Source organism: Kitasatospora sp. NPDC059812 (assembly GCF_042732075.1).
In the GTDB taxonomy this organism is placed as follows: Bacteria; Actinomycetota; Actinomycetes; order Streptomycetales; family Streptomycetaceae; genus Kitasatospora.
Genome location: NZ_JBHWIO010000031.1, coordinates 29,002 through 54,087, shown reverse-complemented (window position 1 = coordinate 54,087; position 25,086 = coordinate 29,002). Strand labels below are relative to the sequence as shown.

Annotated in this window: 25 protein-coding genes; 8 read left to right on the top strand and 17 right to left on the bottom strand. The window is 71.6% G+C overall.

The features are described 5' to 3' along the window. Positions 1 to 115: 115 nt before the first annotated feature. The 3 genes from ACFV6D_RS17850 to ssuE all read right to left on the bottom strand — a co-directional run bounded on the left by ACFV6D_RS17850 (position 116) and on the right by ssuE (position 4,378). Positions 116 to 2,683, bottom strand: coding sequence for an ABC transporter permease (locus tag ACFV6D_RS17850; protein ID WP_380560447.1), 2,568 nt, complete (start codon positions 2,681 to 2,683; stop codon positions 116 to 118). A gap of 18 nt (positions 2,684 to 2,701) precedes the next feature. Then, positions 2,702 to 3,490 (bottom strand): ABC transporter ATP-binding protein, encoded by a 789-nt coding sequence (locus ACFV6D_RS17845; RefSeq protein ID WP_380560446.1) that lies wholly within the window; start codon positions 3,488 to 3,490, stop codon positions 2,702 to 2,704. 333 nt (positions 3,491 to 3,823) lie between these two features. Beyond that, positions 3,824 to 4,378, bottom strand: a complete 555-nt coding sequence (ssuE, locus tag ACFV6D_RS17840) for an NADPH-dependent FMN reductase (RefSeq protein WP_063349116.1) — start codon at positions 4,376 to 4,378, stop codon at positions 3,824 to 3,826. Positions 4,379 to 5,313: 935 nt separating this feature from the next. Here ssuE and ACFV6D_RS17835 point away from each other — a divergent pair. Beyond that, positions 5,314 to 6,246 (top strand): LCP family protein, encoded by a 933-nt coding sequence (locus ACFV6D_RS17835; protein WP_244293658.1) that lies wholly within the window; start codon positions 5,314 to 5,316, stop codon positions 6,244 to 6,246. A 41-nt stretch (positions 6,247 to 6,287) separates the two neighbouring features. Further along, positions 6,288 to 6,740, top strand: a complete 453-nt coding sequence (locus tag ACFV6D_RS17830; RefSeq protein WP_063349114.1) for a hypothetical protein — start codon at positions 6,288 to 6,290, stop codon at positions 6,738 to 6,740. A 34-nt stretch (positions 6,741 to 6,774) separates the two neighbouring features. On the opposite strand, the gene ACFV6D_RS17825 is transcribed toward ACFV6D_RS17830, so the two are convergent. From ACFV6D_RS17825 to ACFV6D_RS17815, 3 genes are all read right to left on the bottom strand, one after another. Further along, positions 6,775 to 7,332 (bottom strand): hypothetical protein, encoded by a 558-nt coding sequence (locus ACFV6D_RS17825; protein WP_380377338.1) that lies wholly within the window; start codon positions 7,330 to 7,332, stop codon positions 6,775 to 6,777. A gap of 346 nt (positions 7,333 to 7,678) precedes the next feature. Then, positions 7,679 to 8,149, bottom strand: coding sequence for an NUDIX domain-containing protein (locus ACFV6D_RS17820; RefSeq protein WP_380560445.1), 471 nt, complete (start codon positions 8,147 to 8,149; stop codon positions 7,679 to 7,681). Between the two features lie 4 nt (positions 8,150 to 8,153). Continuing rightward, positions 8,154 to 8,897 (bottom strand): XRE family transcriptional regulator, encoded by a 744-nt coding sequence (locus ACFV6D_RS17815; RefSeq protein ID WP_380560444.1) that lies wholly within the window; start codon positions 8,895 to 8,897, stop codon positions 8,154 to 8,156. A gap of 55 nt (positions 8,898 to 8,952) precedes the next feature. Here ACFV6D_RS17815 and ACFV6D_RS17810 point away from each other — a divergent pair, with 55 nt between their 5' ends. Next, the gene (locus ACFV6D_RS17810) at positions 8,953 to 9,570 is read left to right on the top strand and encodes a hypothetical protein (protein ID WP_380560443.1); all 618 of its coding nucleotides are present in this window, start codon (positions 8,953 to 8,955) and stop codon (positions 9,568 to 9,570) included. A 125-nt stretch (positions 9,571 to 9,695) separates the two neighbouring features. Here the strand turns inward: ACFV6D_RS17810 and ACFV6D_RS17805 are convergent, their stop codons facing one another. After that, complete coding sequence (locus tag ACFV6D_RS17805; RefSeq protein ID WP_063349110.1) at positions 9,696 to 10,190, bottom strand: peptidylprolyl isomerase; 495 nt, start codon at positions 10,188 to 10,190, stop codon at positions 9,696 to 9,698. Positions 10,191 to 10,338: 148 nt separating this feature from the next. Here ACFV6D_RS17805 and ACFV6D_RS17800 point away from each other — a divergent pair, with 148 nt between their 5' ends. Next, on the top strand, positions 10,339 to 10,731 hold the full coding sequence (locus ACFV6D_RS17800) for a MerR family transcriptional regulator (protein WP_380560442.1): 393 nt from the start codon (positions 10,339 to 10,341) through the stop codon (positions 10,729 to 10,731). A gap of 29 nt (positions 10,732 to 10,760) precedes the next feature. Here the strand turns inward: ACFV6D_RS17800 and ACFV6D_RS17795 are convergent, their stop codons facing one another. The 5 genes from ACFV6D_RS17795 to ACFV6D_RS17775 all read right to left on the bottom strand — a co-directional run bounded on the left by ACFV6D_RS17795 (position 10,761) and on the right by ACFV6D_RS17775 (position 15,438). Further along, positions 10,761 to 11,210 carry a MarR family winged helix-turn-helix transcriptional regulator gene (locus ACFV6D_RS17795; RefSeq protein WP_063349108.1) on the bottom strand — a complete coding sequence of 150 codons (450 nt, stop codon included), beginning with the start codon at positions 11,208 to 11,210 and terminating at the stop codon, positions 10,761 to 10,763. A gap of 74 nt (positions 11,211 to 11,284) precedes the next feature. Next, positions 11,285 to 12,874 carry an alpha/beta hydrolase gene (locus ACFV6D_RS17790; protein WP_380560441.1) on the bottom strand — a complete coding sequence of 530 codons (1,590 nt, stop codon included), beginning with the start codon at positions 12,872 to 12,874 and terminating at the stop codon, positions 11,285 to 11,287. A gap of 132 nt (positions 12,875 to 13,006) precedes the next feature. Further along, positions 13,007 to 13,675, bottom strand: coding sequence for a class I SAM-dependent DNA methyltransferase (locus ACFV6D_RS17785; RefSeq protein WP_380560440.1), 669 nt, complete (start codon positions 13,673 to 13,675; stop codon positions 13,007 to 13,009). Positions 13,676 to 13,705: 30 nt separating this feature from the next. Continuing rightward, on the bottom strand, positions 13,706 to 14,188 hold the full coding sequence (locus tag ACFV6D_RS17780; RefSeq protein ID WP_063349105.1) for an N-acetyltransferase: 483 nt from the start codon (positions 14,186 to 14,188) through the stop codon (positions 13,706 to 13,708). Positions 14,189 to 14,271: 83 nt separating this feature from the next. Continuing rightward, positions 14,272 to 15,438 carry an acyl-CoA dehydrogenase family protein gene (locus ACFV6D_RS17775; protein ID WP_063349104.1) on the bottom strand — a complete coding sequence of 389 codons (1,167 nt, stop codon included), beginning with the start codon at positions 15,436 to 15,438 and terminating at the stop codon, positions 14,272 to 14,274. A gap of 181 nt (positions 15,439 to 15,619) precedes the next feature. Here ACFV6D_RS17775 and ACFV6D_RS17770 point away from each other — a divergent pair, with 181 nt between their 5' ends. Both ACFV6D_RS17770 and ACFV6D_RS17765 read left to right on the top strand, forming a co-directional pair. Beyond that, positions 15,620 to 16,957, top strand: coding sequence for a UDP-glucose/GDP-mannose dehydrogenase family protein (locus tag ACFV6D_RS17770; RefSeq protein ID WP_063349103.1), 1,338 nt, complete (start codon positions 15,620 to 15,622; stop codon positions 16,955 to 16,957). 43 nt (positions 16,958 to 17,000) lie between these two features. Next, a complete protein-coding gene (locus ACFV6D_RS17765; protein WP_380560461.1) occupies positions 17,001 to 17,414 on the top strand; it encodes a CoA-binding protein in 414 nt (137 codons plus the stop codon). A gap of 25 nt (positions 17,415 to 17,439) precedes the next feature. On the opposite strand, the gene ACFV6D_RS17760 is transcribed toward ACFV6D_RS17765, so the two are convergent. From ACFV6D_RS17760 to ACFV6D_RS17750, 3 genes are read right to left on the bottom strand one after another with little or no spacing between them, the layout of a single operon-like run. Further along, positions 17,440 to 18,654 carry a dipeptidase gene (locus tag ACFV6D_RS17760; protein WP_380560439.1) on the bottom strand — a complete coding sequence of 405 codons (1,215 nt, stop codon included), beginning with the start codon at positions 18,652 to 18,654 and terminating at the stop codon, positions 17,440 to 17,442. 31 nt (positions 18,655 to 18,685) lie between these two features. Further along, the gene (gene purE, locus ACFV6D_RS17755) at positions 18,686 to 19,222 is read right to left on the bottom strand and encodes a 5-(carboxyamino)imidazole ribonucleotide mutase (protein WP_063349101.1); all 537 of its coding nucleotides are present in this window, start codon (positions 19,220 to 19,222) and stop codon (positions 18,686 to 18,688) included. Further along, the gene (locus ACFV6D_RS17750) at positions 19,219 to 20,358 is read right to left on the bottom strand and encodes a 5-(carboxyamino)imidazole ribonucleotide synthase (protein ID WP_380346324.1); all 1,140 of its coding nucleotides are present in this window, start codon (positions 20,356 to 20,358) and stop codon (positions 19,219 to 19,221) included. The genes purE and ACFV6D_RS17750 overlap by 4 nt, the downstream gene beginning before the upstream one ends. A gap of 246 nt (positions 20,359 to 20,604) precedes the next feature. Here ACFV6D_RS17750 and ACFV6D_RS17745 point away from each other — a divergent pair, with 246 nt between their 5' ends. Then, a complete protein-coding gene (locus tag ACFV6D_RS17745) occupies positions 20,605 to 21,162 on the top strand; it encodes a GtrA family protein (protein WP_063349099.1) in 558 nt (185 codons plus the stop codon). Positions 21,163 to 21,215: 53 nt separating this feature from the next. Here ACFV6D_RS17745 and ACFV6D_RS17740 read toward each other — a convergent pair whose 3' ends face one another. Both ACFV6D_RS17740 and ACFV6D_RS17735 read right to left on the bottom strand, forming a co-directional pair. Then, entirely contained in the window at positions 21,216 to 22,460 is a 1,245-nt protein-coding gene (locus ACFV6D_RS17740; RefSeq protein WP_063349098.1) for an ATP-binding protein, read from the bottom strand. A 63-nt stretch (positions 22,461 to 22,523) separates the two neighbouring features. After that, entirely contained in the window at positions 22,524 to 23,198 is a 675-nt protein-coding gene (locus ACFV6D_RS17735; RefSeq protein WP_030290974.1) for a response regulator transcription factor, read from the bottom strand. A gap of 329 nt (positions 23,199 to 23,527) precedes the next feature. Here ACFV6D_RS17735 and ACFV6D_RS17730 point away from each other — a divergent pair, with 329 nt between their 5' ends. Next, positions 23,528 to 25,036 (top strand): peptide MFS transporter, encoded by a 1,509-nt coding sequence (locus ACFV6D_RS17730; protein WP_063349097.1) that lies wholly within the window; start codon positions 23,528 to 23,530, stop codon positions 25,034 to 25,036. Positions 25,037 to 25,086 lie beyond the last annotated feature (50 nt).

Here is a 25,086-nt window from a genome sequence, read left to right as displayed (position 1 = left end):
CCTCGGCGGCCCCCCACCGCCGGGTCCTGCGGCCCGCGCCGCCCGGCCAGTCCGTCGCGACGGCCGCGGTCGAACCGTCGCGACGGCCCCGGTCAGTACGTCTCGACGGCCCCGGTCAGTCCGTCGCGATGGCCGCGAGGACGTTCATCCGCCCGGCCCGGAAGGCCGGGACGAGGGCGGCGACCAGTCCGATCACCACCGAGGCGACCAGCGTCACCGCGAGCGTGGTGGTCGGGACGGAAAGCGTGGCCAGGCCCTGGTCGCGCAGCACCCGCTGGGCGGTGACGCCCCAGGCCAGCCCGAGCCCGGTGCCCAGGACCGCGCCGAACACCGAGATCACCACGGCCTCCAGCCGGATCATCCGGCGCAGCTGGCGGCGGGAGAGCCCGATCGCCCGCAGCAGGCCGATCTCCCTGGTCCGCTCGACCACCGACAGCGCCAGGGTGTTGACCACCCCGAGCACGGCGACCGTGATGGAGAGGCCGACCAGGCCGTAGATCAGGTAGAGCAGGGTGTTGACCTGGGACTGCACGACCTCCTTGTAGCCGGCCTGGTCCTTGATGGTCAGCTGCGGGTACTCCTTGAGCGCGCCCTCCAGGGCGGTCAGCGTCTTCGCGACGTCGGCTCCGGAGGCGGCCTTGGCGAAGAACGTCCAGACCGGCGGCTGCTCGTCGGCGGGCACGGCCCTGGCCATGGTGTCGAAGTCGACGAAGGAGCCGTCGCCGAACAGCGAGCCCTTCGCGAACACGGCGCCCACCGGCAGCACCTGGGTGCGGCCCTTGCCGTAGGCGACGCTCACCTGGTCGCCGACCTTCAGGCCGTGGTCCTTCGCGAAGGCCTCGCCGATCCCCAGCTCGCCCCGCCCGATCGCGTCCACCGAACCGGCGGTGACCGGGAGGTGGAAGTCGGTGCCGAAGAAGGCGGGCGGCGCGGCGGTGAGGTTGGTCTTCGCGCTCCGGCCGTCCGGCAGCTGGAGCTTGGGGTTGAAGAACTTCTGGGTGGTGACGTGGTCGATGCCCGGGGTCCGGCGGACGGCGTCCAGCATCTCGGGGGTGATCGAGGTGCGGCCGCCCTGGACGATGTAGTCCGCGCCCACCGACCGGTCGATCTGCGCGTTGGCCGAGGTGACCGTCGAGGCGCTGAACACCGAGGAGCCGATCACCAGCGCCAGTCCGATCATCAGGGCGGCGGCGGTGGCCCCGGTGCGACGCGGGTTGCGCATCGCGTTGCGCTGGGCGAGCCGGCCGGACGGGCCGAACAGCGCCGGCAGCAGCGCGCCCAGCACCCGCACCACGGCGGTGGCCAGCAGCGGGCCGAGCACCACGAAGCCGATCAGGGTGAGCAGCACGCCGAGACCCAGGTACTGGCCGCCGGTGGCCGCCTTCTGCGCCTGCGCGGCCAGCACCAGCAGACCGCCGCCGCCCGCCGTCAGGACGAGGCCGACGACCGTGCGGACCAGGTTGGCACGGCCCTCGGCCGGCGTGCCGTGGTCGCGCAGGGCGGCCATCGGCGCGATCCGGCTCGCCCGGCGGGCCGGGACCCAGGCCGCCACCAGGGTCACCACGATGCCCAGGGCGTACCCGGCGAGGAACACCGTCGGACCGATCTTCAGGTCGCCCGCGTCGAGCTTCATGCCGATCGCGTTCATCAGCTTGATCAGGCCGACCGCGATGCCCAGACCGGCCGCGACCCCGAGGGTCGAGCCGAGCACGCCGAGGATCAGCGCCTCGACCAGGACCGAGCGGTTCACCTGCCGGCGGCTGCCGCCGATGGCGCGCAGCAGGCCGATCTCCCGGGTGCGCTGGGCGACCAGCATCGAGAAGGTGTTGATGATCAGGAAGCAGCCGACGAACGCCGAGATGAGCGAGAAGCCGAGCATCGCGTTCTTCATGAAGCCGAGGCCGCTGCCGATGCTCTTGGTGTTCTCGTCCTTCTGCTCGGCCGCGGTCTTGACCTGGTAGCCGGCGCCCAGCTCGGCCAGGGCGTCGGCCTTGAGCCGGTCGTTGCCGCGGCTGCCGTCGCCGAACGCCTCGACCGAGGTGTACGCCTGCTCGCCGAGCAGCACCTGCTGGGCGGTCGGGGTGTCCAGGAAGGCCAGCGCCGCACCGGGGTTGGTGGTGGTGAAGGAGGCGATGCCGGAGATCGTGAACTCGTGCCGGCCGTCGGCGTTGTCGACCCGGAGCTTGGCGCCGAGGCCGAGCCCGGCCTTCTTCGCGGTGTCCGCGTCCAGCACCAACTCGCCCGCGTTCCGCGGGACGTGGCCCTGGGTGAGGCGCACCGCGCTGCGCGGGGTCTCGGTCCAGTTGCCGACCAGGGTCGGCGCACCGGAGGTCGGGCCGACCAGCTTGTTGGTGGCCGGGTCGACCAGGGTCGCGTTCTCGACCATGACCTGGCCGACCGCCGACTTCACCCCCGGCACCGCGGCGAGCTGCTGTGCGGCCGCCACCGGGACGGTCCGCGGCTTGTCTGAGGCCTGCTGGTCGTCGTCCTCGGCCGGCTTGGGCGGCTGGACGGAGACGTCGGAGGCGGTCGCGGCGAACAGCTTGTCGAAGGTGCTGGTCGCGGTGTCGGAGAAGACCAGGGTGCCGGAGACGAACGCGACCGACAGCATCACGGCGATCAGGGAGAGCACCATGCGGCCCTTGTGGGCGAAGAAGCTCCGCAGAGCGGTCTTGAGCAGCATCTGTCCCGTCCCGCCCGCTCAGCTGGTCCGCTTGCCGTCGAAACGGCGCATGCGTTCGAGGACGGAGTCGGCGGTGGGCGCGTGCATCTCGTCGACGATCAAGCCGTCGGCGAGGAAGAGCACGCGGTCCGCGTAGCCCGCGGCGACCGGGTCGTGGGTCACCATCACGATGGTCTGGCCCAGTTCGTCGACCGAGCGGCGCAGGAAGGTGAGCACCTCGGCGCCGGCCCGGGAGTCCAGGTTGCCGGTGGGCTCGTCGCCGAAGATGATCTCGGGCCGGGCGGCCAGCGCCCGGGCCACCGCGACGCGCTGCTGCTGACCGCCGGAGAGCTGCGCCGGGCGGTGCTTGAGCCGGCCGGCCAGGCCGACGGTCTCCACCACCTGGTCCAGCCAGGCCTGGTCCGGCCGGCGGCCGGCGATGTCCATCGGCAGCGTGATGTTCTCCAGCGCGGACAGCGTCGGGAGCAGGTTGAACGCCTGGAAGATGAAGCCGATCTTGTCCCGGCGCAGCCTGGTCAGCTGCTTGTCCTTGAGGCCGGTGATCTCGGTGTCGCCGATCCAGATCCGCCCGGCGCTGACCGTGTCCAGGCCGGCCAGGCAGTGCATCAGGGTCGACTTCCCGGAGCCCGACGGGCCCATGATCGCGGTGAAGCGGCCGCGCTGGATGTCGACGTCCACCGCGTCGAGCGCGGTGACCCTGGTCTCGCCCGCGCCGTACGCCTTGCTGACCTGGCGGGCCGCGGCGGCGACGGCGGGCGCGCCGTCGGGAAGCTGGGGGTCGTACACGGCTGTGGCTGCCGTCGTCACTGGAGTCTCCTAAGAAGTGGGCCCGACCGTCGACCCCGGCCGGCCCCTCCGTGCGCGGGCATGCCGCAGGACGCGGGCATGGCGCAGGAAGGGTCGTCGACCGGGAGTTGACCCCACCCACCGGGCCCGGCGGGCGCCGGCTCCCGGGAGAACCTCGCCCCTCGTCGGCACGAGCGGGGACGTCCACAACGTTATGAGCAACGGCGGGCACGCTCGTCATCCGCCGGAATGAAGCCGCCCAACCAAGGATCTACGGGGCGCGGCACCCCTCCCCCTAGGGGGTGCCGCAGCCCGTCTCGGGGACGCCCCGTACGGGGTCCGGGCCCCGGTTCCTCAGCCGGTCAGCGCCGGTGCGGCCAGCCGCTCCAAGGCCTGCGCGAAACCCTCCACGACCGGGGCCAGCAGGGTGTCGGTCTCGCGCTCGACCAGGGTCGTCCCGTCCTCCCTGGTGGTGATGTGGCGGTCGAGCACGAACCAGCCCTGGGTGATGTGGCCGGCGCCCATCGAGCTGAGCACCGGGCGCAGCGCGTAGTCCACCGCCAGCACGTGCGCGGGCGAGCCGCCGGTGGCCAGCGGCAGGACGGCCTTGCCGGCCAGCGCGTACTGCGGGAGCACGTCCAGCAGGGCCTTCAACAGGCCCGAGTAGGCGGCCTTGTAGACGGGGGTGCCGATCACGACGCCGTCCGCCCGGGCGAACAGCTCGGTCACGGCGACGATCTCCGGGTGGTCGAAGTCGCCCGACAGCAGCGCGTGCGCGGGCAGGCTGCGCGCCTCGAACGGGACGACGTGGTGGCCGCGGGCCTCCAGCCCGGCGTCGACGTGGCGCAGCAGGCGGGTGGTGCGGGAGGTCGCGGACGGGGAGCCGGAAACGGACAGGACGGTGGCCATGGGGTTCACCTTTGGCTGGAGGCGGGGGCGGCGCGACGCGGCGCAGGAGGACCGCTGCGGGTCGGAGCCCGGGAAGGTGTTTCGACGTGCTCGACGTGCTCGACGCGTTCGAGATGAGGTGCTCGGCGCGGGTGGGGTGACGCCGAGGTGGTCCGGTGGGCGCGCTTCAGCCGCGACAGAGCGAACAGGCCACACCACGCCGCAGGTCGACGTGCCGCCGACGCGTGAGTGCCCAACGCTGATCCATACCCGAAATGCAAACACGCTGCGTTCGAACCGGTCAAGAATCGTTTCGCCAGTTGAACGGCGGGTGACGTGACGCGTGGTGACCGGGCTCACGTCGACCCGGCGCCCGCGCCGCCCCGTCCCGTCCCGTCCCGCCCCACCGTCGTACGGCCGCGCGGAAGTTGCGGCGGAACGATCCGACCCGTGCATCAAAACTGCTACAAGCGACCTGGTGAGTACCCCGGGGGGAGTCAGCACGAGCGGGGTCGGGCATCCTCGACGACATGAACACGTGGCAGGAGGGCCGCCCGGGAGACGGCGGGAACCCATACCGAGACGGGAACCCGTATGGGGGCGGCGGCAACGGCGGCGCGTACGGGCGCGGCGGGGGCGGCGGGGCGGCCGAGCCGCCGCTGCCGTCGTCGATGAACCCGCGCGGGCCGGGTGCGCCCGCGCCACGACAGCCGGAGCCGTCGCGGCTCGGCGGCGTCCCGCCGCAGGGTCCGGGCGGGCAGCCCGGCGGCCGCCCCGGGGGGCCTGGTGGGCCTGGGGGCCCCGGTGGTCCTGGTGGTCCTAACGGTCCCGGGGGTCCCGGACGGCCGGGTGGGCCCGGGGGCCCGGGCGGCGCCCAGCCGGGCGGTATACAGACCAAGCGGTGGCCGCGGCGCCGGATCGTCAAGTGGTCGGTCTTCGGCCTCCTGATCGCCGTCATGGTCACCGCCGTCTCGACCTGGTTCTGGGCCGACTCCAAGCTCAACCACGAGAACGTGCTCGCCGACTACCCCGGCCGCCCGCCGGCCGGCAAGGGCACCAACTGGCTGATCGTCGGCTCCGACAGCCGCCAGGGCCTCACCGACTCGGAACAGGACGACCTGCACACCGGTCACGACACCGAGGGCAAGCGCAGCGACTCGATGATGGTCCTGCACGTCGGGGACAACGGGAACACCCTGATGAGCATCCCGCGCGACTCCTGGGTGCCGATCCCCGAGTACAAGAGCAGCAGCGGCAAGACCCTCAAGGGCACCACCTCGAAGATCAACTCGGCCTTCGGCAACGGCGGCGGCCGCCTCCTCGTCCAGACCGTCGAGCTGAACACCGGCATCCGCATCGACCACTACGCCGAGATCGGCTTCGCCGGCTTCGTCGGCATCGTCGACTCCATCGGCGGCGTCGAGATGCACATCGACCAGGACCTCAAGGACAAGGACTCCGGCCTCGACCTCAAGGCCGGCGACCAGACCCTCAACGGCAAGCAGGCCCTCGCCTTCGTCCGCCAGCGCCACCAGATGGCCGACCAGGACCTCGGCCGGATGCGCAACCAGCAGAAGTTCCTCGGCGCCCTCGCCCACCAGGCCGCCTCCCCCGGCACCGTGCTGAACCCGTTCACCTTCTACCCGCTGGTCGACTCCGCCCTCGGCACCCTCATCGTCGACGACGACGCCGGCCTCACCGACCTCGGCTCGCTCTTCCTCGCCATGAAGGACGTCAACGGCGGCGGCGGCAAGACCCTGACCGTACCGATCGGCAACCCGGACTACCGGACCAAGACCGGGGAGTCGGCGGTGCTGTGGGACGCCGCCAAGTCCAAGCAGGTCTTCGACGCCTTCAAGAACGACACCGCGGTACCGGACATCAAGTAACCCCTTGTGACGTGAAGTAGCCGCGCCGCCACAATGGGTGGATGTCACTCGTCACCGCGCTCGTCTACCGCCGCCGCCACCGCCTCCTGGGCCGCCTGGTCCAGGAGGCGCTCGCGCTCTACGGCATGGAGGTGCCCGCCGCCTGCGAGATCGGGCCCGGGCTCGTCGTGTTCCACCGCGGCTTCGGCACGGTGCTCCACCCGTACACCACCCTCGGCGCCGGCGTGACGCTCTACAACGGGGTCACCATCGGCCGGGCCGACCCGTGGGTGCCGCAGGAACGGAGCGCCATGCGGCGGGTGGTGGTCCAGGACGGCGCGGTGCTGTGCGCGGGCGCCAAAGTGGTGTGCAAGGAGGGCGTGCTCACCGTCGGCGCCGGCACCGTCATCGGCGCCAACGCCGTGCTCACCCGCTCCACCGGGCCCGGCGAGATCTGGGCCGGCGCCCCCGCCCGCAAGGTCGGCCTGCGGGACGGGGCCCGGACGGCGGCCTGACCAGCCGACGGGAGCAGGCCCGTACCGCAGTCGCCTAGCCCGCCTGCGGGAGCAGGCCGGTGCCGCACTCGGGGAAGCGGACCAGCCACTCCCCCTCGCCGCCGGCAGCCTCGGTGGCGCCCGCGTAGCCGTAGTGGATCAGCCGCCCCTCGCCGCCCGCCAGCCAGCGGGCGCCGGTCAGGTGCACGGTCAGGGCCGCCGGGCGGTGCGGATCGGGCCGCTCCAGCACCAGTTCGTGCTCGGCCTCGCCCGGCCGGAAGGCCACCGCGGTCTCCGTGGTCGGCCGGCGCGGGCTGCCGCCCTCCCGGTACGTCCAGTACGCGGCCACCGTCACCGTGAGCGCGCCGTCCACCCCGCCGGTGCCCGGCCGCACGTACTCCTCGTCCGGCACCCAGCGCGAGTGGTGGCGGATCTCCTCCGGCCCCCAGCGCTCGTCCCAGCGCACCCAGTAGCCCGCCACCCGCTTGACCGTCATGACCTCGCAGGCGACCCGCACCGCGATCCGCGCCGGATTGACCGGCTCGCACGAGGCGAGCGAGACCACCGTCACCTGCTCGTACGTCACCGCGCCGTCGTCGGCGTCCTGTTCCATCGGTGAACCACCTTGCCGGAGTGTCGAGTTCGCCGCGGCTCCGACCGCGCACGGAGAGCCTAGAGCGACCGCGCCGGCGCACGCAGTGATTGCCCGGTTCCGGCCCGCCCGCCCACCCACCCGGCTACCCTGCCCCCGCACTCCGCCAGGCGGCCGAGGCCGAAGTGGCCCAGTCGGGCGACCAGCGCCTCGGGGCCGGTGAACCGCCGCTCGGTGCGGGCGCCGTCCGGCGCCTCGGCAGACCTAGCCGCAATGCCACTGACTTAACAGCGATCACGAGCCGCTGACCTGTGGCGATGCCTCGGTCGGAGGGGCGCGGAGGACCGCAAAGTCAGTGGCATTGGACCTAGCCGAGGTAGGGAATCGCCCTGTTCGCCAGGAAGTGCTGAAGCCGGAGGCGCTGAGTGTGGTGCATCGGCAGCCCTTCGATGTCGCCCGGCGCCACGAACCGGACGTCCGTGGACTCATCCGAGATCCGCAGTTCCCCGCCCGTGATGCGCGCGGTGAAGCAGACGTTGAACTGCTGCCGGACTTCGCCGTCCGAGTAGGCGATCACGTGCCGGGGGTCGGTGTACGTGCCAACCAGCCCAGTGATCTCGACGTCAAAGCCGGTCTCCTCGCGGACCTCCCGAACGGCCGTGCCCGGGAGCGACTCACCAAGGTCCATCGTTCCACCCGGCAACGCGTACAGCCCGTTGTCGGTGCGTCGTTGGAGGAGGATGCGCCCTTCGTCGTCCGTCACCACGGCGGACGCTGCCACTACCAGCCGACTCGGTTTGGGCGCGTCGGGATCGTCGTAGAACTCGGTCCGTGCCACGTGATCAGCTCTCCTCAACCGGTCGGGCGGTGCTCCACACTGCGTCGAAGCTCGCAGCATAGGTGTCGAACAGCGTCCCCAACCCGGTCCGGCGCAGGTGCCACACCGGGGCTCCGAAGGCATTGACTCCCCACACATGCGCGTTCACCAGCACCTGGTCGTCCGCCCGGTAGAGGCTGTTGTACAGCGTGGTTCCGTGGGTGCGGATCTCGATCCCCGGCGTGCCGAGCAGCGGGCGGTAGTGCAGGAGGGCAAGCCGACATCGGGACTCGATACCGTGACCGAACTTCTCCTCCTCTCCGCGCCGACTGACGTTCCCGCTGTCGGCGTCGCCGAGTGCGATCCGAACCGCGCAACCATCGGCAGCGCGTTCCCGAAGCAGATCGTTCAGCCGGGGGTACGCCTCGTGGAGGAAGACAGCAGCGTAGACAAGCACGTCAATGCGTTCGGCGGCCTGCCCGAGCAGGCTCACGAAGACGGATACCGGCAGGTCGGCGCGCTGTTCGTAGAGCGCCACCAGTTCAGGGCTCATCGCCCTTGCGGCACGTGGCTGCCGCAGACTCGGCCACAGTGCGAACATGTCTTCCCCCAGCGCTTCGGCCGCCAGACGGGCCGTCGCCAACCTGGGCGTCCGGTTCTGATTGGCCCATCGCTCAACCGACTTGATGTCCACGCCGACCTTGCCCGCCAGAGCGGCGCACGTCCAACCAGCCGACGTCACAACGGCTTTCAGCCTCTCGTTCGGCATCTCGCCTGCCTCCCCGCAAAGCCGGACTCCTACAGGGACGTTGTACCGCCGGGTGTTGGAGGTCGGCACCGGAACCGGGTGGAATGCAGCGCTCCTGTCTCACCGGCTCGGTTCGGACAACGTCGTCACGGTGGAGGTGGACAAGACCAGCGCCGGCGACGCGCAGTGTCGTCTCTCGCGAGCCGAGTACTACCCGACGTCCGCGCACGGCCGGTTCGTCGGGTCGTCCGCCTTCATGCGGCTGCGTCGGCAGCGCGCCTCCCGGCCGAACAGCCTGGAGTACCTGTCCGGGCCATGGCCGGCGGACGGGACCGAGTCGACTACAGGTGTCTCCCCGGACGACGTTGGCAGTTGGCTGGCCATGTTCGCCGTTGGGGTGCAGGTGCCCGGGGTGTTCCCGCTGGTTGAGCGGTACGCCGATGGCACGTACACGTTGTGGCTGCACGACACGGCCATCACGTCGTGGGCCACCGTCGACTGGGAGCCTGGCCGGCACGACTACGAGGTGGTGCAGTCGGGCCCCCGGAGCCTCTGGGACGAGGTGGAGGCAGCCTGGCACTGGTGGTGCCGCCACGATCGACCCGGCTTCGACCGCTTCGGCCTCACCGTCACACCCGGTAGTCACACTGTGTGGCTCGACAGCCCAGAGAATCCGATACCGCTCCGAGGCTGACCGCCGTCCCGCCCGCCTCAAGCCCGGAACCGTACCGAAAACTGCCACCGCCCCGGGGTGGGAAGTCGACTGATCAGACTTCCGCGGCCGGGGCGGTGTGCGGTTTCGAACTGGTGAACCGGTGACTACTCGACGATGCCGGACTTGGCGATGGTGACCTTCGCCGAGGTGCGGCCGCTCTGCGAGCCGAGCTTCTCGACCGCCGTCACGACGTCCATGCCCTCGACGACCTCGCCGAAGACGACGTGCTTGCCGTCCAGCCAGTCGGTGACGATGGTGGTGATGAAGAACTGCGAGCCGTTGGTGTTGCGGCCGGCGTTGGCCATCGACAGCAGGCCCGGGCGGGTGTGCTTGGCCTGGAAGTTCTCGTCGGCGAACTTCTCGCCGTAGATGCTCTTGCCGCCGGTGCCGTTGTGGTTGGTGAAGTCACCGCCCTGCAGCATGAACTGCGGGATGACGCGGTGGAAGCCGGAGCCCTCGTAGCCGAAGCCGTTCTGGCCGGTCGCGAGCTCGCGGAAGTTGCGGGCGGTCTTGGGGACGACGTCGTCGTACAGCTTGAAGACGATGCGGCCCGACGGAACGCCGTCGATCTCGATGTCGAAGAAAACGTTGGAAGCCATGCAGGGATCATGGCACGACCCGTCGGCCGACGCGCGTCACCCCCGGCACGGCGCCAGGTGGCGGTCCCGTGTTATCCGGCCGGTGCGAGGGCCGTGGAAGCTAACATCGGCGTCAGGTTCAAGCGGTCACGGCGACGGGGTGGGCGGCATGCGGATCGGTGAACTGGCCCGGCGGACGGGCGTGAGCGAGCGCTCGCTGCGCTACTACGAGCAGCAGGGCCTGCTGGCCGCCCGGCGGACCGACGGCGGGCACCGGGAGTACCCGGAGCCGGCGGTGGACCGGGTCGTGCTGATCCAGGAACTGTTCGCGGCCGGGCTGCACAGCCGCACGATCTACAAGATCCTCCCCTGTATGCGCGACTCCGACGGCGGCCCGAACGAGGTCGCCACCCCGCTGCTGGTCGAGGAGCTGGCCTCCGAACGGGACCGGATCGACCGGATGGTCACCGACCTGCTCCGCTCCCGCGAGGTGCTGGACGAGGTGATCGCGACCGCCTCCGGCCGGCCGCGGGCCGGGGCGGCGGAGGCCGACCCGGTGTAGCCGACGCGGTGTAGCCCCGGGCCCGGGGCTCAGGCCTTCAGCTTGCGCCAGACCGCCTCCAGGGCCGCGATGTCGCCCTCGTCGAGCCGGTCGGTGAAGACCGGCGCGAGGACGGCCCGCCGGGTGGCGTCGGCCTCGGCGAAGGCGGCGCGGCCCTGCCCGGTCAGTTCGATCCGCACCGACCGGGCGTCGGAGGCGGAGGGCGTGCGGGCCACCAGGCCGCGTGCGGCCAGGGCGTCGACCACCCGGGAGACCTGGCTGCGGCTGAGCATCGTCTTCGCGCCCAGGTCGGAGGCGGCGACCGGCTCCTGCTGCCCGTTGAGCCAGAGCATCACCTCGAACCAGGACAGCGACAGCCCGTGCACCCGGGTGAGCTCGCGGTCCACCTGGGCGGCGAGGGTGGTGCCGGCCCAGACTAGGCCGTAGAAGGCGTGGTCCCGCTCGGACAGCGGGCCCAGGGAGAGGTCGGCACGGTTCATGACGTTCATCGTACCGAGGTGCGTGCGCGTGCACGGATTCCGCGCACGCGCACGACCAGGACCGCCGGGCAGGGCTAGAACGCCTGGTGGTCCGGCTCGCAGACCGTGCCGGGCGGCGGGAGCTCACCGCTGACCAGGTACCGCTGCTCGCGGTCCCAGGCGCAGGCGCTCGGGTTGCCCAGCGCCGTGTGGCCGTAGCCGTGGACGGTCAGCAGGCGGCCGCGGGCGAGGGTGTCGGCCAGCGCGCGGGAGCCTTCGTAGGGCCAGGCCGGGTCGCCGGCGAGGGCCACGACCAGGATCGGCGCGGAGGTCGGCCGGTTCCACGGGCCGGTGTAGCGGTCCCGGGCGGCCTCGGCCGGCCAGGCGGCGCAGCGCTGGTTCTGCCAGACCAGGTACGGGCCGGTGGCGCCCGCACGGGCCCGGGCGAGGGCGGACAGCGCCGGGTAGGTGGTGTCGGCGGCCGGGTCGGCACCGGAGGCGGGCGGGTTGACGGTGTCGGCGCAGAGCGCCCCGAGGGTCTGCGCCTGCTTGGGCTGGCCGCCGGTCGGCAGCGGCGCCGAGGCGTCGGGGGCGGCGGTCCACAGCTGCTGGAGCAGTCCGCCCAGCGCCGGCCAGCCGGTGCCGGGGGCGTTCGGCACCGGGGTGGCGGCGTAGAGCATCGGCAGGACGGTGGAGGCGGTGGAGGCCTGGTCGAAGGTGACCGCCGCCGACGGGGTGCCGAGCGTCACCGGCGTCCGGCCGAGCCGGTCGAGCAGTTCGGTGAACTTGGCGCGGGTGACGTCCCGGTCCGCCGCCGCGAAGGCGCAGGCGGTGGGGCCGGCGTCGGCGCACTGGTCGAGGAAGGCGTCGAGGGTGCGGGCGCCGGCGAGGTCGCTGCCGGTGCGCAGGAACGGCGGCAGGGCGCGCTGCTGCGGCGAGCGCCCGGTGGACCAGGCGACCGGGTCGGGGGCGCTGTCCAGCACCATCGCGCGCACCCGGGTCGGGAAGAGGTTGGCGTAGGTGGCACCCAGGTAGCTGCCGTACGAGGTGCCGAGGTAGCTCAGCCGGCGGTCGCCGACGGCGGCGCGCAGCAGGTCCAGGTCACGGGCCGTGTCGGCGGTGGACAGGTGGGCGAGCAGGCCGGTCCGCTCGTTGTCGGCGCACTGGCGGCCGAAGCGCGCGTACGTCGTCGCCCAGGCCGACTCCTGGGCGGCGCCGACCGGGTAGCCGGCCGGCAGCCCGGCGAGCAGGCCCTGCTCGGCCGCCGCGTCCGGGAAGCACTGCGGCAGGGTGGAGTCGCCGACGCCGCGCGGGTCGAAGCCGACCAGGTCGAACCGCTCCCGCACCTGCGCCGGGAGCATCCCGTACACGGCGGGCAGCGCCTGGGTGCCGGGCACGCCCGGGCCGCCGGGGTTGAAGAACAGCGAGCCGATCCGGTGCGCCGGGTCGGTCGCGGGGTGCCGGATGACGGCCAGCTCGACGGTGCGCCCGGCCGGGTCGCGGTAGTCCATCGGCACCGTGGCGCGGGCGCAGTCGAAGTCCGGCACGCAGGAACGCCAGTCCAGCCGGGGCACCGGCGCCGCCGGGGCCGCCGCCGAGGCGGCCGGGGCGAGACCGGCCAGCAGCAGCCCGGCGGCCGCGGCGGCACCGGTTCTGAGCGCGGAGGTGAGGCGGGGTCGGGGCATGGGCAGGGCCTCCCGTTTCGGTGGACTGACGTGCAGTCACCAAGGTTCGGGGCACCCGCTGTCAGGCCTCTCACACCCCACCGGAACCACTGTCATGCCGCTGTCACCACCGCCCCACGCGGCTCAGACGACTCAGGCGGGCTTGCGGGCCAGCAGGTAGGCCTGCGGGGTCGGCTGCACGCCCTCCTCCGGCTCGCGGAGCGTGCGGGAGGTGAGCCGCAGGCCGGCCGCACGGATCAACTCCGCGATCCGGTCCGGCTGCTGGCGACGGAAGTCCAGCGCCACCGGGTGGCCGAAGGGCTGGTCGATCCGCAGCGGCTCGTCGCCGACCTGGAAGGCGAGCAGCAGGTGGCCGCCCGGGGCGAGCACCCGCGCGAACTCGGCGAACACCTCCGGCAGGCGCTCCGCCGGGGTGTGGATGATCGAGTACCAGGCGACCGCGCCGGTCAACTCGCCGTCGCGCAGCGGGAGGTCGAGCAGCGAACCCTCGGCGAAGTCCAGCCCGGGGTACGTCGCGCGGGCCAGCTCGACCATCCGCGGCGACAGGTCGATGCCGCGGACGTCGAGGCCGAGGCCGTGCAGGTGGTGCGTCACCCGGCCGGGGCCGCAGCCAAGTTCGGCCACCGGGCAGTCCGCACGCCCGGTACGGACCGACTCGGCGCGGACCAGCTCGGCGAAGGCCGCGAGCACCGCCCGGGACAGCGGTTCGCCGGCCAGTTCGTCGCGGAAGCGGTCGGCGTAGTCGACGGCGATGGCGTCGTAGAACGACCTGGTCGTGGTGAGGAAGTCCGGCTCGGTCATGGTCCGGCACCCTACTCGTCACCGCCGACTCTAGGACGTGGCCGGCTCCAACTCCCGCTCCGCCACCGCCTGGTCGCCGCTCGTCTCGCCGGTCGGGCGGAAGCCCAGGCCGGTGTAGAAGGCGGCGGGGCCCTCCGGGCCGGGGACGTACGTGACGGTGGCGCGGGTGCCGCCCCGGCGGCGGATCTCGGCGCAGACCTGCTCGACGGCGAAGCGGCCGTAGCCGCCGCGCTGCTGCTCGGCGTCGACGAGCAGGCGCCAGAGGCCGGAGCGGGGGCGGTCGTCCGGCTGCTCGGGGTTGAACCTGATGTCGAAGAACGCCATCACGAAGCCGACCGGCCGTTCCCCGTCCATGATCAGCCGGGGCCAGGCGGTGTCCCCGTGGGCGTACGCCTCGGCCAGCGACGTCGCCACCGGCGCGACCAGGGCCTCCTGGTCGGGGCGCACCTTCAGGGCGAGGGCGGCGTCGATGGTGTCGGGGGTGATCCGGGCCAGGCTCAGTGCGGAGGACATGGCGGGCAGCCTACGAAGCGGGGCCGCCCGCCGTCGCCCGCTTTTCGAGGCCGAAGCGCGGTCGAGGCCGAGGCGCCGTCCGGCTACGGCAGGTTGCGGGCCATGACGATGCGCTGGACCTGGTTGGTCCCCTCGTAGATCTGGGTGATCTTCGCGTCCCGCATCATCCGCTCCACCGGGTAGTCCCGCGTATACCCGTACCCGCCCAGCAACTGCACCGCATCCGTCGTGATCTCCATCGCCGCATCCGACGCGTAGCACTTCGCCGCCGCCCCGAAGAACGTCAGATCCCCGTCCCCACGCTGCGACTTCGCCGCCGCCGCATACGTCAACTGCCGCGCCGCCTCCAGCTTCATCGCCATGTCCGCCAGCATGAACTGCACACCCTGGAACTCCGCGATCGCCTTCCCGAACTGCCGCCGCTCCTTCACATACCCCTTCGCATAGTCCAACGCCCCCTGCGCGATCCCCACCGCCTGCGCCGCGATCGTCACCCGCGTGTGGTCCAACGTCCGCATCGCCGTCGCGAAACCCGTCCCCTCCGCACCGATCATCCGATCCGCAGGAATCCGCACATTGTCGAAGTACACCTCACGCGTCGGCGAACCCTTGATCCCCAACTTCCTCTCCGGCGCACCGAACGACACCCCCTCGTCGCCCTTCTCCACCACGAACGCCGAGATCCCCTTCGACCGCAGCTCCGGATCCGTCACCGCCATCACCGTGTAGAACTCCGAGACACCCGCGTTCGTGATCCAGCGCTTCACCCCGTTCAGCACCCAGAAGTCCCCGTCCCGCACCGCCCGGGTCCGCATCCCCGCTGCGTCCGAACCCGCCTCCGGCTCCGACAGGCAGTACGAGAACATCCCCTCACCCCGCGCCAGCGCCCCCAGGTACTTCGCCTTCAACTCCGGCGAACCCGACAACTGCACCGGCAACGACCCCAGCTTGTTCACCGCCGGAATCAACGAGGACGACGCACACACCCGCGCCACCTCCTCGATCACGATCACCGTCGCCAGCGCATCCGCCCCCGCACCACCGAACTCCTCCGGCACGTGCACCGCATGCAGATCACTGCCCCGCAACGCGTCCAACGCCTCCTGCGGGAACCGCCCCAGCTCATCCACCTCAGCCGCGAACGGAGCGATCTTCGCCTCGGCCAGCGAACGCACCGCCTCACGGAGCATCTCGTGCTCCTCGGAGATACGGAAGAGATCGAAGTCAGCCGCCCCTGCGCTGCCCGCCATGATGCCCGCCTCGTCCAGTGATCGAAGTCGATCCGGTGTTAACTACCGTTCAGTAGAGATCCTAGGGCTCCGACCTGCGGCTGCCTAGCGTCCCCGGCGTACGGGCGATCGAGGCCGGATCCGTCGGGGCGGATAGCATCAGAGGCACCCGTACAGGTCGAGTCCGCACAAAGGGGAACCCGTGACCCTCCGCATCTCCGTGATCGGCACCGGCTACCTCGGTGCCACGCACGCGGCCGCGATGGCCGAGTTCGGCTTCGAGGTGCTGGGCCTGGACATCGACCCCGACAAGATCGCCACGCTGACCGCCGGCCGCGTCCCGATGTACGAGCCGGGGCTGTCCGAGCTACTGCTCAAGCACGTCGCCGGGCACGAGGGTTCGACCGGCCGGCTGCGCTTCACCAGCTCCGTCCAGGAGGCCGCGGAGTTCGGCGACGTGCACTTCGTCTGCGTCAACACCCCGCAGCGCAAGGGCGAGTTCGCCGCCGACATGTCGTACGTCGACGCCGCGATCGACGGCCTCGCCCCGTACCTGACCCGCCCGGTTCTGGTGGTCGGCAAGTCCACCGTGCCGGTCGGCTCGGCGAGCCGGCTCGCCGAGCGGCTGGCCGCGCTGGCACCCGTCGGCGCGGGCGCCGAACTCGCTTGGAACCCGGAGTTCCTGCGCGAGGGCTTCGCCGTCCAGGACACCCTGCGCCCGGACCGGATCGTCGTCGGCGCCCACAGCGAGCGTGCCGAGCGGCTGCTGCGCGAGGTGTACGCCGAGCCGATCGCGGCCGGGGTGCCGTTCCTGGTCACCGACTACGCGACCGCCGAGCTGGTGAAGGCCGCCGCCAACTCCTTCCTGGCCACCAAGATCTCCTTCATCAACGCGATGGCCGAGGTCTGCGAGGCGGCCGGCGCCGACGTCACGCTGCTCTCCACCGCGCTCGGGCACGACGAGCGGATCGGCCGCAAGTTCCTCAACTCCGGTCTGGGCTTCGGCGGCGGCTGCCTGCCCAAGGACATCCGGGCGTTCATGGCCCGGGCCGGCGAACTCGGCGCCGACCAGGCGCTGACCTTCCTGCGCGAGGTCGACTCGATCAACATGCGCCGCCGCTCCCGGATGGTGGAGCTGGCCCGCGAGCAGTGCGGCGGCGGCTTCCTGGGCCGCCGGGTGGCCGTCCTCGGCGCCGCGTTCAAGCCCAACTCGGACGACATCCGGGACTCCCCCGCGCTCAACGTCGCCGCCCAGATCCAGCTCCAGGGCGCCCAGGTCACCGTCTACGACCCGAAGGCCGTCGACAACGCCCGCAAGATGTTCCCCTCGCTCGCCTACGCCGACTCGGCCATGGAGGCCGCCGAGGGCGCCCACGTCGTCCTGCACCTCACCGAGTGGGCCGAGTTCCGCGAGCTGGACCCGGCCGTCCTCGGTGCCGTGGTCGCCGAACGCCGCCTCCTCGACGGCCGCAACGTCCTGGACGCCGACGCCTGGCGCGCCGCCGGCTGGACCTACCGCGCGCTCGGCCGCCCCAGCTGACACCTGCGGGAATCCGGCGCCCGTGGTCGTCGTTGGCACCGGCATGACGAGCTACGGCGACGACGCGACGGTTCGCGAGATCCTCACCGGCACCGGCGACACCTGGGCCGTGGTGGGCCTGTCCGGCAACACCGCCCGGGCCGCGTACGGGGTGGCCGGGGTGCTCCAGCGGTACGGCAAGCGGGTCGTGCCGGTGCACCCGAAGGCCGAGACGGTCCTCGGCGAGCCCGGCTACGCCTCGCTCGCCGAGATCCCGTTCCCGGTCGACGTGGTGGACGTGTTCGTGAACAGCACGCTGGCCGGGGAGGTGGCCGACCAGGCGGTGGCGGCCGGGGCGAAGGCCGTCTGGTTCCAGCTGGGTGTGGTCGACGAGGCCGCGTACGCGCGGACCAGGACGGCCGGGCTCGCCATGGTGATGGACAGGTGCCCGGCCATCGAGATCCCGCGGCTGGGCTGACCTCAGCCCTTCGCGCCGTCCGATCTCAGCCCTTCACGCCGTCCAGCTGCGCGATGGTGGCGATGGACGGGCGGCGGCCGGCCCGCAGCCCGGCGGCGACGGACTCGGCGTCGCGCAGGACGCGGACGGCGTTGTGCCAGGTGAGCTTGGCGAGGTCGGCCTCGGACCAGTTCCGGCGCAGGAGTTCGGCGATCAGGTTGGGGTAGCCGGCCACCGAGCCCAGGCCGTCGGGCAGGAAGGCGGTGCCGTCGAAGTCGCCGCCGATGCCGATGTGGTCGATGCCGGCGACCTCGCGCAGGTGGTCGAGGTGGTCGGCGACGGTGGCCGGGGTGGCGATCGGGCGCGGGTTGGCGGCCTCGAAGGCGCGCTGGCGCTCCATCGCGGGCGGGGTGGTGTCGAGCGGGTGGAAGCCGTGGGCGCGCATGTTCTCGTCGGCGGCGAGGGTCCACTCGATGGCGGCGGGCAGGATGAACTTGGGCACGAAGGTGGCCATCGCCACGCCGCCGTTGGCGGGCAGCTGGGCGAGCACGTCGTCCGGGATGTTGCGCGGGTGGTCGCAGACGGCGCGGGCGGAGGAGTGCGAGAAGACGACCGGGGCCTCGGTGACCCGCAGGGCGTCGCGCATGGTGTCGGCGGAGACGTGCGAGAGGTCGACGAGCATGCCGAGCCGGTTCATCTCCCGGACGACCTCCTCGCCGAAGCGGGTCAGCCCGCCGGCCGCCGGCTTGTCGGTGGCGGAGTCGGCCCACGGCACGTTGTCGTTGTGGGTGAGCGTCAGGTAGCGCACGCCGAGCTCGTGGAGAGCGCGCAGGGTGGCGAGCGAGCAGTCGATGGAGTGGCCGCCCTCGGCGCCCATCAGGGAGGCGATCCGGCCTTCGGCGCGGGCGGCTTCCATGTCGTCGGCGGTGCGGGCGAGCCGGAGCCGGTCGGGGTAGCGCTCGACCAGGGCGTGGACGAAGTCGATCTGCTCCAGGGTGGCGCTCACCGCGTGGTCGCCGGCCAGCCGGGTCGGCACGTAGACGGACCAGAACTGCGCGCCGACCCCGCCCTCCGCGAGGCGGGCGAGGTCGGTGTGCAGACGGTCGCTCTGGTCGGCGGCCAGGTCGACCGCGCCGAGGTCGTACCCGGCCTGCTCGCGCATCGCCCACGGGAGGTCGTTGTGGCCGTCGACCACGGGGGCGGTGCGCAGCAGGGCCTTGGCGCGGTCCAGCGGGGTGGGGGAGTCCAGCTCGGTAGTCATACCGGCTGTTCTACCCCACCCGCCGCCGGGGTTACTTGCCGAAGCCGAAGGAGGAGGATCCGGCCACCTTGGCGCGGAGCTTCTTGCCCTTCTCGGTGGCCTGGTTGTTCAGCTCGGCCTGGAAGTCGGTCATCCGCTCGGTCAGTTCGGGGTCGAACGCGGCCAGCATCCGCACGGCGAGCAGGCCGGCGTTGCGCGCGCCGGCCACCGAGACGGTCGCGACCGGGACGCCGGCCGGCATCTGGACGATGGACAGCAGGCTGTCCATGCCGTCCAGGTAGCGCAGCGGCACCGGCACGCCGATGACGGGCAGCGGGGTGACGGAGGCGAGCATGCCCGGCAGGTGGGCGGCGCCGCCGGCGCCGGCGATGATCGCCTTGAGGCCGCGCCGGTGGGCGTTCTCGCCGTACGCGACCATCTCGCGGGGCATCCGGTGCGCCGAGACGACGTCGACCTCGTAGGGGATCTCGAACTCGTCGAGGGCCTGGGCGGCGGCCTCCATGACGGGCCAGTCGGAGTCCGAGCCCATGACGATGCCGACGAGCGGGCTCGAAGGGGAGGAGGTCATTCGGTGATCGTTCCTCGCAGGTAGGCGGCCGCGTGGCGGGCGCGCTCGCGGACGTCGTCGAGGTCGTCCCCGAAGACGTTGACGTGGCCGACCTTGCGGCCGGGCTTCACGTCCTTCCCGTACATGTGGATCCGCAGGCCGGGGTCGCGGGCCATGCAGTGCAGGAAGGCGTGGTACATGTCCGGGTAGTCGCCGCCGAGGACGTTGACCATGACGGTCCACTTGGCGCGCGGCCGGGGGTCGCCGAGCGGAAGGTCGAGGACGGCCCGCAGGTGGTTCTCGAACTGCGAGGTGACGGCGCCGTCCTGGGTCCAGTGCCCGGAGTTGTGGGGGCGCATGGCGAGTTCGTTGACGAGGATCCGGCCGTCCCTGGTCTGGAACAGTTCGACGGCGAGGTGGCCGGTGATGCCGAGGTCGCCGGCGATGCGCAGGGCCAGCTGCTGGGCCTCGTCGGAGAGGGCCGGGTCGAGGTCCGGCGCGGGGGCGGTGACCTCGGCGCAGACGCCGTTCTCCTGGACGCTCTCCACCACCGGGTAGGCGACGGCCTGGCCGCTGGGCGAGCGGACGACGTTGGCGGCGAGTTCGCGGACGAAGTCGACCTTCTCCTCGGCGAGCACCTGGACGCCGGCCAGGAACGGCGCCTGCGCGTCCTCCTCGCCGTCGACGACCCAGACGCCCTTGCCGTCGTAGCCGCCGCGGACGGTCTTCAGCACGACCGGGTAGCCGGAGCCCTCGTTCGCGAAGGCGGTGACGTCGGCCGGGTCGGCGACGATCCGGTGGCGGGGGCAGGGCACGCCGATGGAGTCGAGCTTGGCCCGCATGACGCCCTTGTCCTGGGCGTTGACCAGCGCGTCCGGGCCGGGCCGGACGGCGATGCCGTCGGCTTCCAGGGCCCGCAGGTGCTCGGTGGGGACGTGCTCGTGGTCGAAGGTGATCACGTCGCAGCCGGCCGCGAAGCGGCGCAGCGTGTCGAGGTCGCGGTAGTCGCCGAGGACGACGTCGGAGACCACCTGTGCGGCGGAGTCCTGGGGCGTGTCGGCGAGGAGTTTGAACCTGACCCCGAGCGGGATGCCCGCCTGGTGTGCCATGCGGGCCAACTGCCCGCCGCCGATCATGCCCACCACTGGAAAATTCACATTGCCCGGGGAAGTCACCCCGCCAGGATATCCGGGCCGGTCGGGGGCGGTGGAACCGCTGGGGTGGGCTGGGCGTCCCAGTCAACCCGGAGCCCTGGGGGCTGAGCCGTTCGGTGGAAGCGGGTAGCCTGGACGGCTAGGTCCTGGTCTGCGCAGTCCGATCATGTGCGTGCACGCAGGGCTCAAGGGGTGGACGCGTCCACGCGATCCGCTCTTCGACCCGCAGGCACATGGAGGCAGCCCGGTATGGCGACGTCCGCAGCTTCGAGCCCTTCGCTCTCGCAGAAACTGCGGGGGCTGTCAGGCGAAGTGGTGAAGTTCGGCCTGGTCGGCCTGAGCGGCGTGGTGGTCAACTTCGCCGTGTTCTGGGTGTGCCTCAACGGGCTGGGCCTGGCCTCGCTGCGGTCCAACATCGCGGCGACGCTGATCGCCATCGCCACCAACTACCTGGGCTACCGCTACTGGCTGTACCGGGACCGCGACGCCGCCTCGCGCAAGCGGGAGATCACGCTGTTCCTCGTGTACAGCGGCATCGGCATGCTGATCGAGACCGGCGTGCTCGGCTTCTCGGTGTACGTGCTCGGCCTCGACTCGCACTACGAGCAGCTGGGCGCCAAGGTGGCCGGCCTCGCGGTGGCCACCGTGTTCCGCTTCTTCTCGTACCGGACCTGGGTGTTCAAGGCACTGCCCGAGCCGGTCGCGCAGGACGCGAGCGGCACCAGCGGCACCAGCGGCCAGGAGCTGGCCGCCCAGGCCGAGCTGATGCTGGCCGCCGAGCAGATCCGCTACGCCAAGGCCGAATAGCCGGCCGGCCGTCCGCCCTGGACGGCCGTACTCCCGGCCCCGCCCGCCCCGGCTCAGTCCGCGTGGCTGCGGCCGAGGAAGAGCGCGAACACCGCGGGCTTCAGCGAGAGCAGTTCGAGCCGCCCGCCGTCCGCCTCCGCGAGGTCACGGGCGACGGCCAGGCCGATGCCGGTGGAGTTGCGGCCGCTGACGGCGCGTTCGAACACCCGGTTCCCGAGGTCCGGCGGCACGCCGGCGCCCTGGTCCTGCACCTCGACCACCACCGAGGTGCCGGAGGGCCGGACCCGCAGGGTGATCGTCCCGGCGCCGTGCATCAGCGAGTTCTCGATCAGGGTGGCCAGCACCTGGGCGACGGTGCCCGGGGTGCCGACGGCGGTGACCCCGTGCAGGCCCTCCAGGGACAGCACCCGGCCGGTCTCGCGCAGCGACGGGCCCCACTCCTCGACCTGCTGCTTGATCACCTCGTCCAGGTCGAAGGCCACTGCGGTGGGGCTGCGCGGGTCGCGCTGGGTGGTGAGCAGCCGCTGGACGACGTCGGTGAGCCGTTCGACCTGCTGGAGGGCGATGGTCGCCTCCTCCTTGACGGTCTCCGGTTCCTCGGCGAGGGCGGTGATCTCCTCCAGCCGCATGGAGAGCGCGGTGAGCGGGGTGCGCAGCTGGTGCGAGGCGTCGGCGGCGAGCCGGCGTTCGGCGGTGAGCATCCGGGCGATCCGCTCGGCGCTGGTGTCCAGCACCTCGGCGACCCGGTCGAGTTCGGGCACCCCGTAGCGGCGGTCGCGGGGGCGCGGGTCGCCGGAGCCGAGCCGTTCGGCGGTCTCGGCCAGGTCGGTGAGCGGCCGGGCGAGCCGTTTGGCCTGCCAGACGGCGAGCGCCACGGCGGCCTGGACGGCCAGCAGGGCGACCACGCCGAGCAGCAGCAGCATGTTGGCGATCTCGTGGTCGACGTCCGCGCGGGACTGCTCGACGGTGACGACCTCTCCGCTGTTGCCGCGTTCGACGGCCTTCAGCAGGTGGCCGCCGGCCAGGCGTTCGCCGCTGGAGACGACGTCCTGGCCGGGGATCTGCACCTCGACGTAGCTGCCCTCGGTGACCTGGTTGTCGAAGGCCCGGCCGGTGACCGACTCACCCGCGGAGAGCCGGTTCTCGACCAGGGCGAGCACCCGGACGGCGGCCGCGTCCACCCGGTCCTGGGCCGAGTTGACGATGGTGCGCTTCTCGACCAGGGCGAGCGGCACGCAGAACACCACGACCACCACCAGGACGACGCCCAGCAGCGAGTTGATCATCCGGCGTTTCACGCTGCCGCTCCCCGAGGTGCTCCGCTTCGTCGGCCGACTCCCGGCCGCGATCTCCGTACGGGGCTAATTCTTCTCGAACCGGAACCCCACTCCGCGCACGGTGGCGATGTAGCGCGGGTTCGCCGCGTCGTCGCCGAGCTTCTTGCGGAGCCAGGAGATGTGCATGTCCAGGGTCTTGGTGGAGGTCCACCAGGTGGTGTCCCAGACCTGCCGCATGATCTCCTCGCGGGTGACCACCCGGCCGGCGTCCCGGACGAGGACGCGCAGCAGCTCGAACTCCTTGGCGGAGAGGGTGAGCTCCTCCTCGCCGAGCCAGGCGCGGTGGGACTCGATGTCGATCTTCACCCCGTGCGCGCCGGTGGTGAGCTGGTCGACGTTGCCGCGCCGGAGCAGGGCGCGGACGCGGGCGAGCAGTTCGGCCAGGCGGAAGGGCTTGGTCACGTAGTCGTCGGCACCGGCGTCGAGGCCGACCACGGTGTCCACCTCGTCCGCGCGGGCGGTGAGCACCAGGACGGGGCAGCTCTTGCCGTCGGCGCGCAGGCGGCGGCAGACCTCCAGGCCGTCCATCTCGGGCAGGCCGAGGTCGAGGACGACGAGGTCGACCTCCTCGGTCAGGCCCGCGGCCAGTGCGGTCGGACCGTCCTCGCGGACGAGCACCTCATAGCCCTCACGTCGCAGGGCTCGGGCGAGCGGTTCGGAGATCGCCGGATCGTCCTCGGCGAGCAGCACACAGGTCATGTGGTGATGGTAGTCCGCCCGGGTATGGCGGACTGCCTTGTGAGGTAGTTCACAGAGCGTGATCGTTACACAAGGGCTCCTTCAGGCTCAACACGCCGTCGCAGACCGCCCGTTCGGTGAAGAATCCGGCCTTCAATCTTGAAATTGAAGGGAAATTTGCCCGTCTACCATCGATAGATCGGGCAGATCTGTCACGGACTTTGCCATTCCCATACCTGATTCGTGGCTTTTGTCATCCGATAACGCTAAATATCGCCACGTAGAGTGGTTCCGTCCACGTCCGCCGCCACCCCCCTTGGCGGACGCTGTCAGGCAAGGAACCCCTACTCATGGCGTCTACCACCCTGGAAGCCGGCCTCACCCCGGCCTCGCCCAGCGGCAAGACCTTCCTCGGTCACCCCCGAGGGCTCGCCACGCTCTTCCTGAGCGAGATGTGGGAGCGCTTCAGCTACTACGGCATGCGCGCCCTGCTGGTGCTCTACATGACCGCCTCCGTCACGGACGGCGGCCTCGGCATGAAGCTGGCGACCGCCGGCGCCGTGTACAGCGTCTACACGGCCATGGTCTACCTGCTGGCCCTCCCGGGCGGCTGGATCGCCGACCGCTTCCTCGGCGCCCGCAAGACGGTCGCGATCGGCGGCACGATCATCATGGCCGGCCACTTCCTGCTGGCCGTGCCGTTCACCGGCGCGTTCTTCGCCGGTCTGGTCTGCATCGCGGTGGGCTCGGGCCTGCTCAAGGCCAACATCTCCACGATGGTCGGCCACCTCTACGACGGCCCGAACGACCCGCGCCGCGACGGCGGCTTCACGATCTTCTACATGGGCGTCAACCTCGGGGCCTTCTTCGCCCCGCTGGTGGTCGGCACCGTCGGCCAGAAGGTCGACTGGCACCTGGGCTTCGCCCTGGCCGGCATCGGCATGGCGCTCGGCCTGGTCCAGTTCCTGCTGGGCACCCGCCACCTGAGCCCCACCAGCGACATCGTGACCTCGCCGATCGGCGCGGACGAGAAGCGCAAGATCTTCCGCAAGGCCGGCATCTGGCTGGCCGCGGCGGTCGTCTTCTACGGCATCGTCGTCTCCACCGGCCACTTCACCATCGACTGGGCGGTCTGGCCGCTGTCCATCGCCGGCCTGGCGATCCCGGTCTTCGTGTTCGCCAAGGTGAAGCGCGACAAGGACCTCAGCGCGGACGAGCAGTCCAAGATGAGCGGCTACATCTGGTTCTTCGTCGCCGCCGCCGTGTTCTGGATGATCTACGACCAGTCCGGCTCGACGCTGAACGTCTTCGCCAAGGAGCACACCGCCTCCACGCTGTTCGGGATCAACTTCCCGTCCAGCTGGTTCCAGTCGCTCAACCCGCTGTACATCATGGCGCTGGCCCCGGTCTTCGCCTGGCTCTGGGTCTCCCTGGCCCGCCGGTCGAAGAACCCCAGCACCACCATGAAGTTCGCCTTCGGTCTGCTGATGATCGGCGCCTCCTTCCTGGTCATGATGGCGGCGATGGGCGCCGCCTCCGGCGACGCCAAGGTCACCCCGCTGTGGCTGGCCATGGTCTACCTGGTCCAGACCGTCGGCGAGCTCACCCTCTCCCCCGTCGGCCTGTCCGTCACCACCAAGCTGGCCCCCACCAAGTACGCCAGCCAGATGGTCGGCGTCTGGTTCCTCGCCGTCACCGCCGGCGACTGCGTGGCCGCCATCTTCCAGCTGGTGCTGGGCGACAAGGTGGTCGGCAGCACCTGGTACTTCGCGGTCCAGGGCGCCATGGCGATCGTCGCCGGCATCGCGCTGGCGACGTACCGCAAGCGGGTCGTCACGCTCATGGGCGACGTCCACTGACGCCCACACCCGCCCGAGCCGGGGCCGCCGCGGATCCCTGAGATCCGCGG